15 protein-coding genes are annotated in these 17246 nt (G+C 47.0%); 9 read left to right on the top strand and 6 right to left on the bottom strand.

Features of this window, described 5'->3' with window-relative positions; all coding sequences use genetic code 11:
* Positions 1–133: 133 nt before the first annotated feature.
* From ggt to rarD, 4 genes are all read right to left on the bottom strand, one after another.
* Positions 134–1900 carry a gamma-glutamyltransferase gene (gene ggt, locus MHO32_RS22795; protein WP_239214205.1) on the bottom strand — a complete coding sequence of 589 codons (1767 nt, stop codon included), beginning with the start codon at positions 1898–1900 and terminating at the stop codon, positions 134–136.
* 111 nt (positions 1901–2011) lie between these two features.
* Positions 2012–2671, bottom strand: a complete 660-nt coding sequence (locus tag MHO32_RS22790) for a LysE family translocator (RefSeq protein ID WP_005440026.1) — start codon at positions 2669–2671, stop codon at positions 2012–2014.
* Positions 2672–2762: 91 nt separating this feature from the next.
* Entirely contained in the window at positions 2763–3560 is a 798-nt protein-coding gene (locus MHO32_RS22785) for an AraC family transcriptional regulator (protein WP_239214204.1), read from the bottom strand.
* Between the two features lie 72 nt (positions 3561–3632).
* Positions 3633–4547: an EamA family transporter RarD gene (gene rarD, locus MHO32_RS22780; RefSeq protein ID WP_005440031.1), complete on the bottom strand. Its 915-nt coding sequence runs from the start codon at positions 4545–4547 to the stop codon at positions 3633–3635.
* A 176-nt stretch (positions 4548–4723) separates the two neighbouring features.
* Here rarD and recQ point away from each other — a divergent pair, with 176 nt between their 5' ends.
* The 3 genes from recQ (at position 4724) to MHO32_RS22765 (ending at position 7783) form a co-directional block, all read left to right on the top strand.
* Complete coding sequence (gene recQ / locus MHO32_RS22775; RefSeq protein ID WP_005451195.1) at positions 4724–6559, top strand: ATP-dependent DNA helicase RecQ; 1836 nt, start codon at positions 4724–4726, stop codon at positions 6557–6559.
* Positions 6560–6568: 9 nt separating this feature from the next.
* Positions 6569–6874 carry a DUF3630 family protein gene (locus MHO32_RS22770; protein WP_005378772.1) on the top strand — a complete coding sequence of 102 codons (306 nt, stop codon included), beginning with the start codon at positions 6569–6571 and terminating at the stop codon, positions 6872–6874.
* A 234-nt stretch (positions 6875–7108) separates the two neighbouring features.
* Positions 7109–7783, top strand: a complete 675-nt coding sequence (locus MHO32_RS22765) for a 7-cyano-7-deazaguanine/7-aminomethyl-7-deazaguanine transporter (RefSeq protein WP_005378770.1) — start codon at positions 7109–7111, stop codon at positions 7781–7783.
* A 205-nt stretch (positions 7784–7988) separates the two neighbouring features.
* Here MHO32_RS22765 and gppA read toward each other — a convergent pair whose 3' ends face one another.
* The gene (gene gppA, locus MHO32_RS22760; protein ID WP_005451193.1) at positions 7989–9482 is read right to left on the bottom strand and encodes a guanosine-5'-triphosphate,3'-diphosphate diphosphatase; all 1494 of its coding nucleotides are present in this window, start codon (positions 9480–9482) and stop codon (positions 7989–7991) included.
* 19 nt (positions 9483–9501) lie between these two features.
* Positions 9502–10815 carry an ATP-dependent RNA helicase RhlB gene (rhlB, locus tag MHO32_RS22755; RefSeq protein WP_005451190.1) on the bottom strand — a complete coding sequence of 438 codons (1314 nt, stop codon included), beginning with the start codon at positions 10813–10815 and terminating at the stop codon, positions 9502–9504.
* Positions 10816–10926: 111 nt separating this feature from the next.
* Between rhlB and trxA the strand changes: the two genes are divergently transcribed.
* The 6 genes from trxA (at position 10927) to fre (ending at position 16793) form a co-directional block, all read left to right on the top strand.
* Positions 10927–11253: a thioredoxin TrxA gene (gene trxA / locus MHO32_RS22750; protein ID WP_004745500.1), complete on the top strand. Its 327-nt coding sequence runs from the start codon at positions 10927–10929 to the stop codon at positions 11251–11253.
* Positions 11254–11449: 196 nt separating this feature from the next.
* Entirely contained in the window at positions 11450–12709 is a 1260-nt protein-coding gene (rho, locus tag MHO32_RS22745; protein ID WP_005440042.1) for a transcription termination factor Rho, read from the top strand.
* A 106-nt stretch (positions 12710–12815) separates the two neighbouring features.
* Positions 12816–13808, top strand: a complete 993-nt coding sequence (locus tag MHO32_RS22740; RefSeq protein WP_050925780.1) for a hypothetical protein — start codon at positions 12816–12818, stop codon at positions 13806–13808.
* Positions 13809–13945: 137 nt separating this feature from the next.
* Entirely contained in the window at positions 13946–15799 is a 1854-nt protein-coding gene (gene ubiD, locus MHO32_RS22735; protein WP_239214201.1) for a 4-hydroxy-3-polyprenylbenzoate decarboxylase, read from the top strand.
* Entirely contained in the window at positions 15796–16065 is a 270-nt protein-coding gene (locus MHO32_RS22730) for a 2Fe-2S iron-sulfur cluster-binding protein (RefSeq protein WP_009696789.1), read from the top strand. Before ubiD ends, MHO32_RS22730 begins: the two co-directional genes overlap by 4 nt.
* A 14-nt stretch (positions 16066–16079) precedes the next feature.
* The gene (fre, locus tag MHO32_RS22725; RefSeq protein ID WP_009696790.1) at positions 16080–16793 is read left to right on the top strand and encodes an NAD(P)H-flavin reductase; all 714 of its coding nucleotides are present in this window, start codon (positions 16080–16082) and stop codon (positions 16791–16793) included.
* The last annotated feature ends 453 nt before the right edge of the window (positions 16794–17246 follow it).

Here is a 17246-nt window from a genome sequence, read left to right as displayed (position 1 = left end):
AGCGTTCAAAAAAGATACATAAATATTAAATTCAATGACTTATGCTCTTTGTTGTACGGTTTTACCATTAAAAAAGAGAGGTTTGCTCAACCCTTTGTGAGAGATCTCGCACAAGGGGTCGAGCGAAAGACTCTTACTGCCCGATAGCGGCACCTTCACGCCTTGGATCGGCTGCGCCCTCAAGACCGTCTTTTGTTATACGTATCGCATGCAGTCCAGAGTTCAAATCACGAACATCAGTTTTAAAACCCATCTTTTCCAACTCAGGCTGTAAGCCTTCTGCAGCGGTACCTTGCTCAATATCTAAGGTACCAAAACGGTTCAGTAATCGTGGCTGATTAATCGCGCTTTGGATGTCCATATCCCATTGCGTGTGGGCGATAATGGCTTGTGCGACGTAACCAATGATGCGGCTGCCACCCGGTGAGCCAATTGCCATGTAAGGTTTGTCATCCTTCATCATAATGGTTGGTGCCATGGATGAACGTGGGCGTTTGCCCGGTTCTAAGCGGTTCGCGATTGGCACACCATCTTGATGAGTGCGGAAAGAGAAATCGGTCAGTTCGTTGTTGAGCAAGAAGCCGCGCACCATCAAGCGTGAGCCAAAAGCGTTTTCAATGGTTGTTGTCATTGAAACTACATTGCCTTGCTTATCGACGATATTGAAATGGCTGGTGGAAGGCAGCTCGATTGATTGGTCCATGCTTAAGTTCATCGCGTGCGACCAAGGAGGATTGCCGGCTTCAACCTTACTCAACGCTTTACCGACTTGAATGAGCTCAGCACGTTGCTTGAGATAATCTTTATCAAGCAAGCCTTCGGTTGGCATTGGCACATAATCTTGGTCAGCCATGTATTTACCGCGATCCGCAAACGCAAGGCGAGATGCATCGGCGATCACTTGCCATGATTTCGCGCTTTCGGCTCCCCATCCTTTCAGATCGTATTGCTCGGTGATCGCAAGAATCTGCCCAACCGTCAGTGCGCCAGAGCTAGGTGGTCCCATGCCGCAGATGTCATAGCTTTGGTAAGCCGCACAAACCGGTTCACGTTGCTTGATTTGGAACGCATCAAAGTCAGGTTGTGCCAATACGCCAGGATTGCCCGGTGCATTCTGTACTGTCTTGATGATGTCTGTGGCGATATCGCCTTGATAGAAAGCTTTTGCCCCATGTTCTGCAATTGCCGTCAGAGTTTGCGCGTATTCAGGGTTCTTCAACAACGTGCCTTCGGCTTTTGGTGAATCATCTGGATTAAAGAAGTAAGCCTTAGTCGCAGGGAAGCGTGATAGGCGCTTGGCATCTTTCTCAATCAGGCTCGCGAGGCGAGGACTGACCTCGAAACCTTGCTCAGCCAAGGTAATCACAGGTTGGATGATCTTCTTCCATTCCAACTTGCCGTATTTCTGGTGCGTGTCCCAAAGTAGTTTCACTGTGCCAGGAGTGGCAACGGAACGCCCACCGACAACCGCATCGTAAAATTGCAGTGGTTGTCCTTTGTCATCTAGGAAGAGTTTCGGCGTTGCGGCGAGCGGTGCGGTCTCGCGTCCATCATACGTAGTCAGTTTTTGTTTCTCACTGTCCCAATAAACTAAGAAGGCACCGCCACCAATACCTGAAGATTGGGGTTCTACCAAGCCCAGCATCAGTTGCACGGCAACCATGGCATCAATAGCATTACCACCTTGAGCAAGAACGTCTGCCCCAGCTTGGGTGGCTAGTGGGTTGGCTGCGGTGACCATATAATCTTTGGCTTTGACCAATTGCTTTTGCTCGAAGCCAGTACTGTGCTCCGGTGCAACCGCATCTGCTGCTTGGTTAGCAAAGGCTGAGGTAGATAAGACGAGTGGGGAAATAAGAAAAAGACCCGTGGTCACGAGTCGGTTGAACGTCCAATGCATGATGACTCTCCATGTTGCCAGTTTTGTGCTTTCAGCTTGGCAGTCATGAAGAGTCACGTCGAGTCAGCAATCTTAGAAATGTCGATTGTGCTACGCTTTTAAATCAGTACTTTATCCGATAAAAGTGCTGATGGTTTGGTACAAAATACTGCCGCCCACGAGAGTAAATACCACGCCACACAGACCGTCGATATAGATGCCTGCTTGTTGCAATTTACGTTGTAAGCGCTGTGTCGACAGCATCCATGCAAGGCTAGAGAACCAGAATAGCGACAAGCCAAACAAGATGACCAAAGCAATACCTTTGCCAGTGATCGACATACCTGCAGGGACTAAGCTCGACATCAAACTGATAAAGAACACCAAGGCTTTCGGGTTAAGAATGTTGGTCGCAAATCCTTTCGCAAATGCCTGACGCTTATTGCTGATCACTAGGTTGTTTTGCTTCTTAGGTTGATCCGCCAGCGGGTTTTTGATCATCGAGATCACGGCGCGCAATGCACCAATACCTAAATAGAGCAGGTAACTACCACCGAGCAGTTGCACCACCGAGTACAACACTGGGTGCTGGTGGACGATATAACTCACGCCTGTCAGGCTGAACAAAGAGTGCAGCAAAATACCGACAGACAATCCCAACGCAATGTACAAGCCAGTTTGACGACCATGACGCGTCGCGTTTTGTACAACCAACGCAAAGTCGGGACCGGGACTCATTAGGGCAATAAAGTGAATGCTGGCGAGCGTCAGCAATATGGTGGATTCATTCATAACACATCTCAAATATAACCAATGCGGCTATTGTCGTGGCAAGTCACCTGTGGCGCTTGTAAAAAACTGACAGCTTTCTCGGTAAATGAAATTAACGAGTCACTTGAGAAGGGGAAACGCCGTAGGTCTGTTTAAACGCTTTGCTGAAATGCGCTTGATCGTAGAAACCGATCTGATGGGCGACGTCGGTACCACATTGACCTGATTGTAGTAACTTCATGCCTTGTTCGAGGCGCAGGCGTGCGAACCATGCATAAGGCGTCATGCCGGTTTGCGCTTTAAAGTGGCGCTGGAACTGAGTTGGGCTCAGTTGGCACAGCTCTGAAAGTGAATCCAAACGCACCGCTTGGTCGAGGTTCGCCATTAGATAATCTTTTAACGTTCCAAGCGATTGATTCCCAAGTGGTACTACTTTTTGTCGCTCAAGCGATCCGTAGCGATCAAAAAGCTGGTTAAATCCTTCAAAAGGAAGGCAATCTTTGGTGAGTTGGCTGAGGTTTTCACGACGAAGTAGCCCATGTAAGTTACTAAGTTGTGAAAATATCTGTGGATCCGAGATGATCAGCTCGTTGAAGTGTATTATTTGACCGTTTTGCTTAAGATCAGCCAGATCGTTCAATAGGTGAGGTTCGATCGCAAACACATTTACTTCGTAGCCACTTTCGAGCTTAGATTGCCCGTCGTGCAGCTCATCCGGTGGCATAATCACAATTTGCCCGTGACCAACTTGGTGGCTGTTACCTTGGTATTGGAACTTCTGCGCGCCATGCGTGATCAGACCGAGATGAAAATCCAGATGGTAATGCCTTTGAAAAGCAAATTTCTGGTATTTCGCCTCTATCAGACTCAAGTTGTCATGGTCGGTTGCGTAGTACTGAATATGTTCCATTAAATAAAAAAAGCTTGGTCACATTATGACCAAGCTTATCCATCAATTTCTTAAATGTCTTGTAAAAAACGATCAGGCAGCACGAGCCGCTTTGCGTGACTTGCGGTTATTACGCAGACCATCAAAGCTAAATACCACCAAGGCGCCCCAAATAAAGGCGAAGGTGATGGCTTTATCGCTGGTGAACGGTTCGCCGTAGATCAGCACCGCAAGCAAGAACATCAGACTTGGACCAATGTATTGGAAGAAGCCCAACGTCGATAGCTTTAGACGGGTTGCTGCGCCAGTAAAACACAGTAGCGGCAGGGTAGTGATCACGCCAGCAGCAATCAACAAGGTATTCAGCTGCATTGGGTTATCTAGCATGTTGGACGTCGGTGAACTCGCAATAAACAGCAAGTAAATTGCTGCAGCAGGTAACATCACCAAGGTTTCAATAAACAGTCCGGTTTGTGCTTCCACACTGACTTTCTTACGCAGCAAGCCATAAAAGCCGAAACTCATTGCCAGCGCTATAGCGACCACAGGCACCGAGCCAAAGACGATCAGCTGAACTAATACGCCACAAGCAGCAAGGACAACCGCGAACCACTGAAGCTTACGTAGACGCTCGCCAAGGAAGACCATCCCGAGTAAGACGTTGATCAGTGGGTTAATGTAATAACCTAAGCTGGCATCGAGCATGTGGTTCGAGTTGACCGCCCAAATGAAGATCAACCAGTTTGCACCGACCAAAATGGCAGTAGAAACCAGAAACATCATCTTGGTTTTGTTTTTAATGATGTCGCGAACCGAGCGCCAATGGCGACCAAAATGGAGGAGTGCGGCTAGCAAAAAGAAAGACCAAATCACTCGGTGGCTTAAGATCTCTAGTGGCGAGACTTCAGCAATCGATTTGAAGTAAATGGGTGCGATGCCCCACATGGTGTACGCGCCAATAGCAAGCAAGACGCCTTGCCGTGAGCGTTGTTGTTCTTCTGGTGTCATGGGATGTCACCTAATTGAGTTTTTATAGAGCAGAAAATCAGTATACGAGTCGTGAGCTGAATCACCTAACAATTTGCGGTTTTATTCACCATGAAACCCCATTACAATGTGCCCTCACTTTGCGTGCTAGTGGCATGCATAAGCACCTCTTTTTAAGACCCAATCTGAGATTTTTCATGACCTCTACCTTGTTAGCCGAACAATCAGACTCGCCTGTAACGCCTCAACGTGTGTTGGAGGATGTGTTTGGTTACCAAGAGTTCCGTGATGGTCAGCAGTTGGTGATTGACGCCGCGGTAGAAGGTCGCGACAGCTTAGTTATCCTGCCTACTGGTGGCGGTAAGTCGCTGTGTTATCAAATTCCTGCTTTGGTTCGCTCTGGCATTACTTTGGTGATCTCTCCGCTTATCTCGCTGATGAAGGACCAAGTGGACCAGCTTAAAGCCAACGGTGTAGCGGCTGAGTGCATTAACTCGACTATGCCTCGTGAAGAGCTGCTCAGCGTGTATAACCGCATGCACACTGGTCATCTTAAGTTGGTGTACGTCTCGCCAGAACGCGTATTGATGCGTGACTTCATTGAGCGCTTGGAAAACCTGCCGCTATCGATGATTGCTGTCGATGAAGCACACTGTATTTCCCAGTGGGGACACGATTTCCGTCCAGAATACGCTGCGCTTGGTCAACTTAAGCAGCAGTTTTCCCATGTGCCATTTATGGCGCTGACGGCGACGGCGGATGACGCAACGCGCCGAGATATTCTTGAGCGTCTGCAACTGAATAATCCAGAGGTTTACCTAGGCAGCTTCGACCGTCCCAACATTCGCTACAACTTAGTTGAGAAGCACAAGCCGGTTTCGCAAATCGTTCGTTATCTTGAAACTCAAAAAGGTAATTGCGGCATCATCTATTGTGGTAGCCGTAAGAAAGTTGAGATGGTGACTGAGAAGCTGTGCAACAACCACATTCGTGCGGCTGGTTATCACGCAGGTATGGATGCCGATGAGCGCGCTTACGTTCAAGAAGCTTTCCAACGCGATGATATCCAAATCGTGGTGGCGACCGTGGCATTCGGTATGGGCATCAACAAACCAAACGTGCGCTTTGTGGTTCACTTTGATATCCCGCGCAATATCGAGTCCTACTATCAGGAAACCGGTCGTGCAGGGCGTGATGGTTTACCTGCGGAAGCCATGATGTTGTATGACCCGGCGGATATCAGTTGGCTGCGCCGTATGTTGGATGAGAAAGACGATGGTCCACAGAAGCAGGTGGAAACCCACAAACTGAATGCGATGAGTGCCTTTGCTGAGGCGCAGACTTGTCGTCGTCAGGTGCTATTGAATTACTTTGGTGAGTATCGTGAGAAGCCATGTGGCAACTGCGATATTTGCTTAGATCCACCGAAACACTTTGATGCCACGGAAGAAGCGCGTAAGGCGTTGTCTTGTGTGTATCGTGTTAATCAGAGCTTTGGTATGGGCTACGTGGTAGAAGTGCTACGTGGCATGCAAAACATTCGTGTACGTGAAAACGGGCACGATAAGATTTCTACCTACGCGATAGGGCGCGATCACAGCCACGATTACTGGGTGAGTATCTTCCGTCAATTGATCCACAAAGGGTTGTTGTTCCAAAACATCACACGCAATTCAACGCTGCAACTTACCGAAGAGGCGCGTCCTCTGTTGCGTGGCGATGTGACTCTGGAGTTAGCAGTTCCGCGTTTAGACACCGCAGCACGTGCGGCGAAGTCAGATAAACTGACCAGCAAGAATTACGATAAGAAGCTGTTTGCCAAGTTACGTAAGCTGCGTAAGTCGATTGCTGATGAAGATGGTTTGCCACCATACGTGGTCTTCAGTGACGCTACTCTGATTGATATGGCGGAAATTCTGCCAACGTCTTACGGCGAAATGCTGGCAGTCAGCGGCGTTGGTCAGCGCAAACTGGAGAAGTACGCCGATCCATTCCTCGATTTGATTCAAGAACACATTACTCACCACGGATAAGGAACCAAGATGCAAAAGGAATTTGGCTTAGCGGACTACATGGCACAAGAAGGGCGCTTAATCATTACCGCGCCGAGCTTTGACCTTGATAGCTTTCCTGCTTTAGGTGAGCGTTTAGTCGGACTGCTTTCCGCTACTGTGGTGGAAAAGCAGTGGGATGCGGACATTCACTCTTGGTTGATCGACTTTGAAGGTTGCCGACTGTTTATGAAAGCAGAGCATTACAGCGAAGCGATTTGGTTTGAAGCCCTAGCGATTGAAGAGAGCAGGGAAGAGCTGGATTATCTCGCAGGATTGTTTCAACGCGGCTTCTAAAAATAGAATTTTTCTAGAAAGGGTGTTTCACATGAAACACCCTTTTTTATGCTCAAACGTTTGCGCAAAACAGACGGCTTGCGGCGGAAAGTGGTTAATGTATAATCGCCCACCGCTTTGCTCAGAAAGAGCCAAGCCAGTTTATTTTTCATTTTACATTGTTGGTAAGAGCCACTTTATTCAGTGGCTCGATTTGGGTTCCCTCACCCCCAAACCAAACTAAAAAGGTATCGCATGAGTAACTTTACCCCTGCGCAGCAGCGCAACGCCCTTATCTATCTGGTTCTATTCCACCTAGTCATTATTGCATCTAGCAATTACCTAGTTCAGCTACCGTTTACTATTTTCGGTTTCCATACCACTTGGGGTGCATTCACTTTCCCATTTATCTTCTTAGCGACTGATTTAACCGTGCGTATTTTCGGTGCTCAGTTGGCGCGTAAGATCATCTTCTTAGTGATGTTGCCTGCGTTGGCAGTGTCTTACTTCTTATCGGTGGTGTTCTTCGAAGGTCAATTCCAAGGTTTTGGTCACCTAGGGGAATTTAACTTATTCGTTGCTCGTATCGCGATTGCTAGCTTCATGGCGTACCTACTTGGTCAGATCATGGATGTGCACGTGTTCAACCGCCTACGTCAAATGAAGCAATGGTGGGTGGCACCAACGTGTTCAACGCTTTTCGGTAATGCACTTGATACCATCGCTTTCTTCGCCATTGCGTTCTACCAAAGCCCAGATCCATTTATGGCGGAGCATTGGACGGAAATCGCGCTGGTGGATTACGGCTTCAAACTGATTATCAGTCTTGGTCTGTTCGTTCCTATGTACGGCGTATTACTGAATTACCTCATTAAGAAGCTGACTGCGGTGAACCCTGATTTTAAGGTGACGACAAGCGTTCAGTCTTAATATCAGTGGGAACCCCGAAAGCCGCTTGCTCAAATCAAGCGGCTTTTTTGTGCCTGTTTACTTGGGTTTAGAGCGTTTTGTACAGCGTGGGGAGTAATTAGATCATGGGTGTCCAAAAGCTCCCTAAGCTGTACAAAGGTAAAAATGGAGTAATAAAAAAGGTCCCAATAGGGACCTTTAACCAAGTAATAAGTCATCGTGAGATTTAACAAGTCACAATACTTAACGGCCAACCAATGTCTGTTTGACGGTTGGATTCAATTTCCAATTCAGCCGCAGTCAATGGGTTTGCCTCTAACCACTTCGCATCAATGTTGAGCGTCAGTTTGTCGCCTTCCGCAGTGAGAGTCACACATGGCTCTAGAGCTGGATTACGACGGTGGCTGAGTAAAACCGCAAGACGCAATAGGCGCAGTACGCGTTTACCACTCGTGCCTGAAAGGGCATGTTGCTCAGGCAGTGACGTCAGTTGTTCACGGTAACGGCGAGCAATTTCACCGATAAAGAACTTCTGCGCACGGGTGTAACCAGGCAAATCCAGATGCTGTAGCAGGTAAGCGCTGTGCTCACCGCCCTTTTTGAAGTCGATAGTTAGACCGATTTCGTGCAGCTTGGCTGTTGTTTCCAGCAGGACTTTACCCTGAGGTTCTGCAACCCAAGCTTCACCGCCAACTTGCTCAAGCAGTTTGCCCGCAAGTTTTGCAACTTGTTCGCCGTATTGGCAATCTAGCTGGTAACGGTTTTGTACGCTACAAACGGTGCGTGCACGGATGTCGTTTTGACGAAGTTCGTCAACCATCTCGTACACCAAGCCTTCACGTAGTGCGCCGCCAGCCAGTGTCATGGCATCGATTTCTAGTAGCTCAAAGATCGCAATCAAAATAGATAAGCCACTTGGGAACACCAAAGCTCGCTCTAGGGTCAGACCTTCAATATCAAGCTCTTCCAAGTGATCAGCAAGCATCGCCTGCTTTTGTAGACGCTTAAGTTTGGAGTGAGTAATTACTTCGTCCATACCTTGCGCTAGCATTATCTCTTGTAGTGCTTGAACGGTACCCGATGCCCCAACACACACATCCCAACCTAGGTCGGTGTACTGTTCTAAGATTGGCATCAGAGTTTGCTTCGCGCCTTCAATTGCGGCTTCGAAGTTACGTGCATTTAATTGGCGGTCTTTAAAGAAGTTCTCTAACCAAGTGACACAGCCCATTTTTAGACTGGTCAGAGCTTTGGCTTCGAAACCTTCGCCGATAATCAGTTCGGTACTCGCACCGCCGATATCGACCACAAGGCGACGACCGCTGCCACCTGAGGTGTGAGCAACACCTTTATATATAGTGGCGGCTTCCTCTTCGCCGGTAATCACTTCGATAGGCTGACCTAAAATTTGGTTCGCCTTCTCTAGAAAAACATCCACATTGGTCGCGGTACGCAATGTCGCGGTACCCACAATACGGATGTTCTGTTTAGGAATATCCTGCAAGCGTTCTGCAAATAGACTTAAGCAGTCCCATCCTCGCTGCATAGCTTCCATACTAAGAGAGTTATGTTCATCTAAGCCCGCGGCTAGACGAACTTTGCGCTTAATTTTAGCCATAGTTTGAACGCTGCCATCGATGTGACGCACAACGAGCATGTGAAAACTGTTCGACCCGAGGTCGATGGCGGCGTATAGCGGTGATGATCCTGCTTGACTCATAAACGACTTCAGTTTCCTTTTATGATTGTTTTGGCGCTGATTGACGCGGCTGACGAGGACGACGTCCTTGCGGCTTGCGGTTACCAGAGCGAGTGCCACCTGTATTGGTGCGACGTTGTTGAGTACGAGGCGCGCGCATACGAAGTGGTGCAGGCAAGTCTTGGATTAGAGCCGAGGCATCGTAATCAGAAACAGGGATTGCGTGCTCAATGTATTCTTCGATTGGTGGCAAGTTGATTGCGTAATCTTCACAAGCAAAGCTAATAGAGTGACCACTTGCGCCAGCACGACCAGTACGACCGATACGGTGAACGTAATCTTCACAGTCATCCGGTAGGTCGAAGTTGAATACGTGTGTTACTTGAGGAATATGAAGACCACGAGCAGCAACATCGGTTGCGACTAGTAGGTCAACTTCACCGCGAGTGAATTGCTCAAGAATCTTTTCACGCTTCTTCTGTGGTACATCGCCAGTCAGTAGACCCACACGGTGACCATCTGCTGCTAGGTGACCCCAAATCGACTCACACTTATGCTTCGTATTAGCAAAAACGATCGCGCGGTCTGGCCATTCTTCTTCAATAAGAGTTTGAAGCAGTGCCATCTTGTCTTCATTAGAAGGGTAGAAAAGCTCTTCTTGGATGCGGTGACCCGTTTTTTGCTCTGGCTCAACCACAACATGCTCAGGATTGTGCATGTGTTCGAAAGCTAATTCTTGTACGCGATAAGACAATGTTGCTGAGAACAGCATGTTCAAACGCTCTTTTGGCTCAGGCATACGACGGAACAAGAAACGAATGTCTTTAATAAAGCCAAGATCAAACATACGGTCCGCTTCATCCAGAACAACCGCTTGAATGTTGTTTAGGTTGAATACGCGTTGCTTGTAGAAGTCGATGATACGGCCTGTAGTGCCGATAAGAATGTCTACGCCGTCTTGCAGTTTTGCCAGTTGCTTGTCGTAGCTTTCGCCACCGTACGCTAAAGCGGCTTTAAGACCCGTGCTAGCAATCAAAGGTTCAGCATCGTTAAAGATCTGAATCGCTAGCTCACGCGTTGGCGCCATAATGATCGCGCGCGGCTGAGTTGGCTTGCGACCTTCGTGCTCTGGTGTCGTTAGAAGGTGGTTGAAGGTAGCAGTAAGAAACGCGAGGGTTTTACCAGTACCCGTTTGGGCCTGGCCTGCAATGTCTTGGCCGGTGAGCAGTACCGGCAACGCCAAGGCTTGGATAGGGGTACAATATTCGAACCCTTTTTTGTCCAATCCTTCAATAACTTGGGGCTTTAAACCCAAATCGGCGAACTTTTGCTCTGTGATATGCGTCTTTTTCATAGCGATAGAATATCAGCTAAAGCTTGCAATAAGAAAGTAAATACATTCCAATAGGGCATCTATTTACTGGTTATCATCCAACCAGTTTCGAAAAACACATTGGAGTGGAAGATGAGTGATAAGATTTTGCAGCTTACTGATGACGGTTTTGAAAACGATGTAATCAATGCTGCAGGCCCGGTTCTAGTTGATTTTTGGGCAGAATGGTGTGGTCCTTGTAAAATGATCGCTCCTATCCTGGACGAAATCGCTGACGAGTACGAAGGCAAACTCACTATCGGTAAACTAAACATTGACCATAACGCAGGTACACCACCTAAGTTTGGTATTCGCGGCATTCCAACGCTACTGTTATTTAAAGACGGTAACGTAGCGGCAACGAAAGTTGGTGCTTTGTCTAAGACTCAACTAAAAGAGTTCCTAGACGCAAACCTATAATCACTAAGTGATTACAAACAAAACCGTGCAATATGACAATGCGCGGTTTTGTTTTTCTAACTCTGGACTAGAATATTAATTAGTGCTAACTTATCGCGCGTTAATTGAACAAATTTCTCTTCTTGGTCGATCCTGAGACCAAATCCATCTTAACTAGAAAACAGATCTTATTTTGACTAAACAAGCATCCACCACCATGAATCTTACTGAACTGAAGAACAGACCTGTGTCTGACCTTGTAAAGCTTGGCGAAAGCCTGGGTCTTGAGAACCTAGCTCGTCTAAGAAAACAAGACATCATCTTCGCAATTCTTAAAGCGCACGCGAAAGGCGGCGAAGACATCTTTGGCGATGGGGTTCTGGAGATTCTGCAAGACGGCTTTGGTTTCCTACGTAGTGCGGACAGCTCATACCTTGCTGGTCCAGACGACATCTACGTTTCACCAAGTCAGATTCGTCGTTTCAACCTACGTACTGGTGACTCAATTGCTGGTAAGATTCGTCCACCAAAAGACGGTGAGCGTTACTTTGCCCTGCTAAAAGTCAACACAGTAAACGACGACAAACCAGACAACGCTCGTAACAAGATCCTATTCGAGAACTTAACGCCTCTACACGCTAACGAGCGTATGGTTATGGAGCGCGGTAACGGTTCTACAGAAGACATCACAGCACGTGTTTTAGACTTGGCATCGCCAATTGGTAAAGGTCAACGTGGTCTGATTGTTGCTCCGCCTAAAGCGGGTAAGACAATGCTTCTGCAAAACATCGCTCAAAGCATCGCATACAACCACCCTGAGTGTGAGTTGATGGTACTTCTAATCGACGAACGTCCTGAAGAAGTGACAGAGATGCAGCGTCTAGTTAAAGGTGAAGTAGTAGCGTCAACGTTCGATGAGCCAGCTTCTCGCCACGTACAAGTAGCGGAAATGGTAATCGAGAAAGCAAAACGTCTTGTTGAACACAAGAAAGACGTGGTTATCCTGCTTGACTCTATTACTCGTCTAGCTCGTGCATACAACACCGTAGTCCCTTCATCAGGTAAAGTACTAACTGGTGGTGTGGATGCAAACGCACTACACCGTCCTAAGCGTTTCTTCGGTGCAGCGCGTAACGTAGAAGAAGGTGGCAGCCTAACTATCCTTGCTACTGCTCTAGTTGATACTGGTTCGAAGATGGATGAAGTTATCTACGAAGAGTTCAAGGGTACAGGTAACATGGAAATCCACTTGAACCGTAAGATCGCAGAGAAGCGTGTATTCCCAGCGATTGACTTCAACCGCAGTGGCACACGTCGTGAAGAGCTTCTAACTAAGAATGAAGAGCTTCAGAAGATGTGGATTCTACGTAAGATTGTTCACCCAATGGGTGAAATCGATGCAATGGAATTCCTAATCGACAAGCTAGCGATGACGAAGACTAACGACGAATTCTTTGATGCAATGCGTCGCCAATAGTCTCAGATAAGTAATTCTGCGAAAAGCCACCGTATATCGGTGGCTTTTTTATTGCTTTCTCCCGATAGAAGTATCAGAATGAAGAAAATGTTATCGGGAGGTTAACATGCAACAAGGAATGTTGTCGTCATTACTCCTGAGCTTGTCACTTATCACGCTACCCGTGACTTTATCTGCTAAGGAAATGCAGGAGACCGTGGTAGAGCAGTGGCTTCAGGATACCCATATACAGACCAAAGTATCTGAATTGCTCGATTATGCAGTCAGAGACGAGGTCGACTCTCTCAAATTTGCTCTCGACCGACTGGCTTTTCCTCAACAAGAAGTCGTTCGTTTTCTGTTGCTCGAAAAACTAGAGCAACAAGAAATCATCCTTACGCCGAGAATGGCGATTTTTGTCGAATCCCAAATTAGTATCACCCCAACTTACCAAGTTTTAGAGCGTGGTGATGGTTACGAATTCACTGTGCCTGCGTTTAACTTTCCCTCTATTGCGAGTCGTCTGATTAAACGTTGGAAACAAGACCAAAGCACGTTGGAGTTTGTACTAGCAGCAGAGCGCCAAGAACTTAACCTAAAAGATTGGTTAACAGGCACTTCGCAACATGTACAAACCAGAGAAGCGCTACTTATACGTGAGTTAGATAGCCTATCGCCCGATGCACTTGAGGCGCTAACCAAACAATTGACCCATGCAAACGTAACGAGCTGGTTACCATCCACTGCCGTTGTGGTGCGTTTGGCGCAAGTTAGCCAAAATGAGGCAATGTATGATCTGCTTTGGCGAATGCGTGCGGATTACAACAGCCAAGCTGAGCTAGAAAGGCTTGCTGAGGTTAGTGATGAGTTCTCATTACAACAATTGATGAATTCTACGGTCAATCCGACCTTAAAACCTTATGCTATTGAACTGCTCACGAGATCCAATCCACTCTCTCAAGACGTAAAACAGTTCCTCGTTGCTAAGATGGCGCTCTCAGAAGAAGCGACTCTAGTTGCGAGAGAGCTAGCAAAACAGGGGCATCAATCGTGGTTAGAAGAGCTTGTTTCAAGTAATCGCCAAGTAAAAGCGCGACAGATTCAGGAATTCTTGAAGTGATGACACTTTAAAAGACCGTTTCTTCGCATTGTTATCATTGAAGTAACCTAGCTCACATACCCACACAAAATAGGAGGATCTTAGCGTCCTCCTATTTGTTATACTGCGGACAGTTTAATCAGCCAGCATGAAGACCTATGAGTTTTAAGGATTTACGCGAATTTATCGACCACCTAGAACAGAAAGGTCGACTTAAACGCATCACTCACCCCGTCGATCCCGCTTACGAAATGACAGAAATTAGTGACCGCACCTTGCGTGCTGGTGGTCCTGCATTGTTGTTTGAGAACCCAATCGGCTACGACGTGCCTGTTTTGACGAACCTATTTGGTACGCCAGAGCGCGTCGCAATCGGTATGGGACGCGAAGACGTTAAAGAATTAAGAGAAGTCGGTAAGCTACTGGCTTATTTAAAAGAACCTGAGCCACCAAAAGGCTTCAAAGACGCGTTGGAAAAACTGCCTGTGTTCAAACAAGTATTGAACATGCCGGCTAAGCGTTTACGTAAAGCACCATGCCAAGACATTGTTTGGCAAGGTGATGAAGTTGACTTGGATAAGGTTCCGGTAATGAGCTGTTGGGCAGAAGATGTTGCGCCGCTGCTTACTTGGGGCTTAACCGTAACCAAAGGTCCAAACAAAAAACGTCAGAACCTAGGCATTTATCGTCAGCAGAAAATTGCCAAGAACAAAATCATCATGCGTTGGTTAGCTCACCGAGGTGGTGCGCTCGACCTGCGCGATTGGATGGAAACCAATCCAGGTAAACCTTTCCCAGTTTCGGTCGCGTTTGGTGCAGACCCAGCTACCATTCTTGGCGCGGTAACACCAGTGCCAGATACGCTATCGGAATACGCATTTGCAGGTTTGTTGCGTGGAAGCAAAACTGAAGTCGTGAAGTCAGTCAGTAATGATTTGGAAGTGCCAGCGAGCGCGGAAATCGTGATGGAAGGCTATATCGACCCAAACGAGTTTGCTGATGAAGGTCCTTACGGTGACCACACTGGCTACTATAACGAAAAAGAAAAGCACCACGTATTCACCATTACGCACATTACTATGCGTAAAGATCCTATTTATCACAGCACCTACACTGGTCGTCCGCCAGATGAACCAGCTGTATTGGGTGTGGCATTAAACGAAGTGTTTGTGCCGATTCTGCAAAAGCAATTCCCAGAGATTGAAGATTTCTATCTGCCGCCAGAAGGTTGTTCGTACCGAATGGCAGTCGTCACCATGAAGAAGCAGTACCCAGGACATGCCAAGCGCGTAATGATGGGCGTGTGGTCTTTCTTACGCCAATTCATGTATACCAAGTTTGTTATTGTGTGCGATGAATCGGTAAACGCACGAGATTGGAATGATGTCGTGAAAGCCATGTCAGAGCATATGGATCCTGTGCGTGATACCTTGATGATAGATAACACGCCAATCGACTCTCTAGATTTTGCTTCGCCAGTGGTTGGTCTTGGATCCAAGATGGGGCTAGATGCAACCATTAAATGGGATGCCGAGCTAGCGACGCGAACCGAGGTCACTGAGCGAGACAGCATAGCGATTACCGAAACAGAGCTGAACGAGTTGAAACAGCAACGCCCTGAGATTGTCGATATCTATCTACCTGCAACAGCAAATAACCAGTTCGCTGTTGTGACCATGAAGAAAGACCAAGCTGGTCAATCGCAAGCCTTGATGGAATACCTGTGGGACTTCTTTGCTCAGCACACGGATAACAAATTCATTATCTTGTGCGACGATGACGTTAATGCACGAGATTGGAATGACATCATTTGGGCTGTAACAACCCGAATGGATCCAGATAGAGATACTATTCAAGTGTATAGTAAGACTGCTAGTTCATCCAAATTAGGATTGGATGCGACCAACAAGTTCGAATCCGAAGTCATGCGCGAGTGGGGTACGCCTATCAAAAAAGATCCTAAACTTGTGGCTAAAGTCGATGAGATTTGGGACCAGTTAGGTATTCTATGAGTCATCAAGTCCACCTTCTACCAATGGACGTTACGTTCCAAGTAAAAGAAGGGGAGACGGTGTTGGAAGCTGCGCTCAACAACAATATTCGCTTCCCACATCGTTGCCAAGTTGGCGCTTGCGCCATGTGCATGTGTAAAAAGCTAACGGGCGAGGTGAGCTATCACCTCGAACCTATGCTAACCGAAAAAGAGCAACAGCAAGGTTGGATATTCCCTTGCCAAGCCTATACAGAAAGTAATTTAGTGCTTACTTTTGACGAGTAAGCGAGAGGAACACCATGACCATCCAATGTAAAGTAAAGTCTATTCAGCCGTTAGCTTGTAATACTTATCAAATCCTTCTTCACCCAGAATCACCTGTACCTTTTAAAGCAGGTCAGTACCTCATGGTTGTGATGGGTGAAAAAGACAAACGTCCTTTCTCGATTGCGAGCAGTCCATGTCGTCATGAAGGTGAACTTGAACTGCATATCGGTGCGGCGGAACACAACGCTTATGCGCTAGAAGTCGTTGAAGCAATGCAAGCGGCATTAGAAACAGATGGTCATATCGAGATTGATGCTCCACATGGTGATGCTTGGGTTCAAGAAGAAAGCGAACGCCCACTATTATTGATTGCTGGTGGTACAGGCTTTAGTTACGTGCGCTCAATTCTAGATCACTGTGTTGCACAGAACAAAACCAACCCTATTTACCTATACTGGGGGGCGCGCGATAACTGCCAGCTGTACGCTAAAGAAGAGCTGGTCGAGATTGCCGACAAGTTTGCTAATGTTCACTTTGTGCCAGTAGTAGAAGAAGCGCCAGCAGACTGGCAAGGTAAAGTTGGTAACGTGCTACAAGCGGTGAGCGAAGATTTCGAAAGCTTAGAAAACTACGATATCTATATTGCAGGTCGTTTCGAAATGGCTGGCGCAGCACGTGAACAGTTCACTCAGAACAAGAAAGCGAAGAGTGAACGTATGTTCGCAGACGCGTACGCATTCATTTAAATACGGCTTTTGAGGCAGAAAAAGAGGGTTTTTTACCCTCTTTTTTGCTTTTTTGATGAAATAGTCATCGAACAGTCAGTTTTTTCCATTTTTTTTCAAAAAAGGGTTGCGAACGGATCAGAGTTCCCTATAATGCGCATCCACCGACACGGCAGACGCGATAAGGCTTCAGCAGATTCGGAGAGGTGAAAAGCTTCTGAGAAAATAAATTGAAAAAAGTGTTTGACACTCTCAATTATCTCGTTAGAATGCACCTCCGCTTTGAGAGAAAAACTTCTCGATAAGCAAGCTCTTTAAAAATATAGACCTATCAATCTGTGTGGGCACTCGTTGATGATAATCCAATTAGATACCTCGGTATCAAATTAGGTTTCAATGAAACGAAGTGACCATTGAATCGAAAGATTCAGCACAGTCAATTCAAACATTACTTATGTAATGTTCAGTATTCAT

This window comes from Vibrio sp. MMH1-50 (assembly GCF_022347645.1).
Lineage (GTDB): Bacteria > Pseudomonadota > Gammaproteobacteria > Enterobacterales > Vibrionaceae > Vibrio > Vibrio harveyi.
This window is presented reverse-complemented; position numbering and strand designations above follow the sequence as displayed.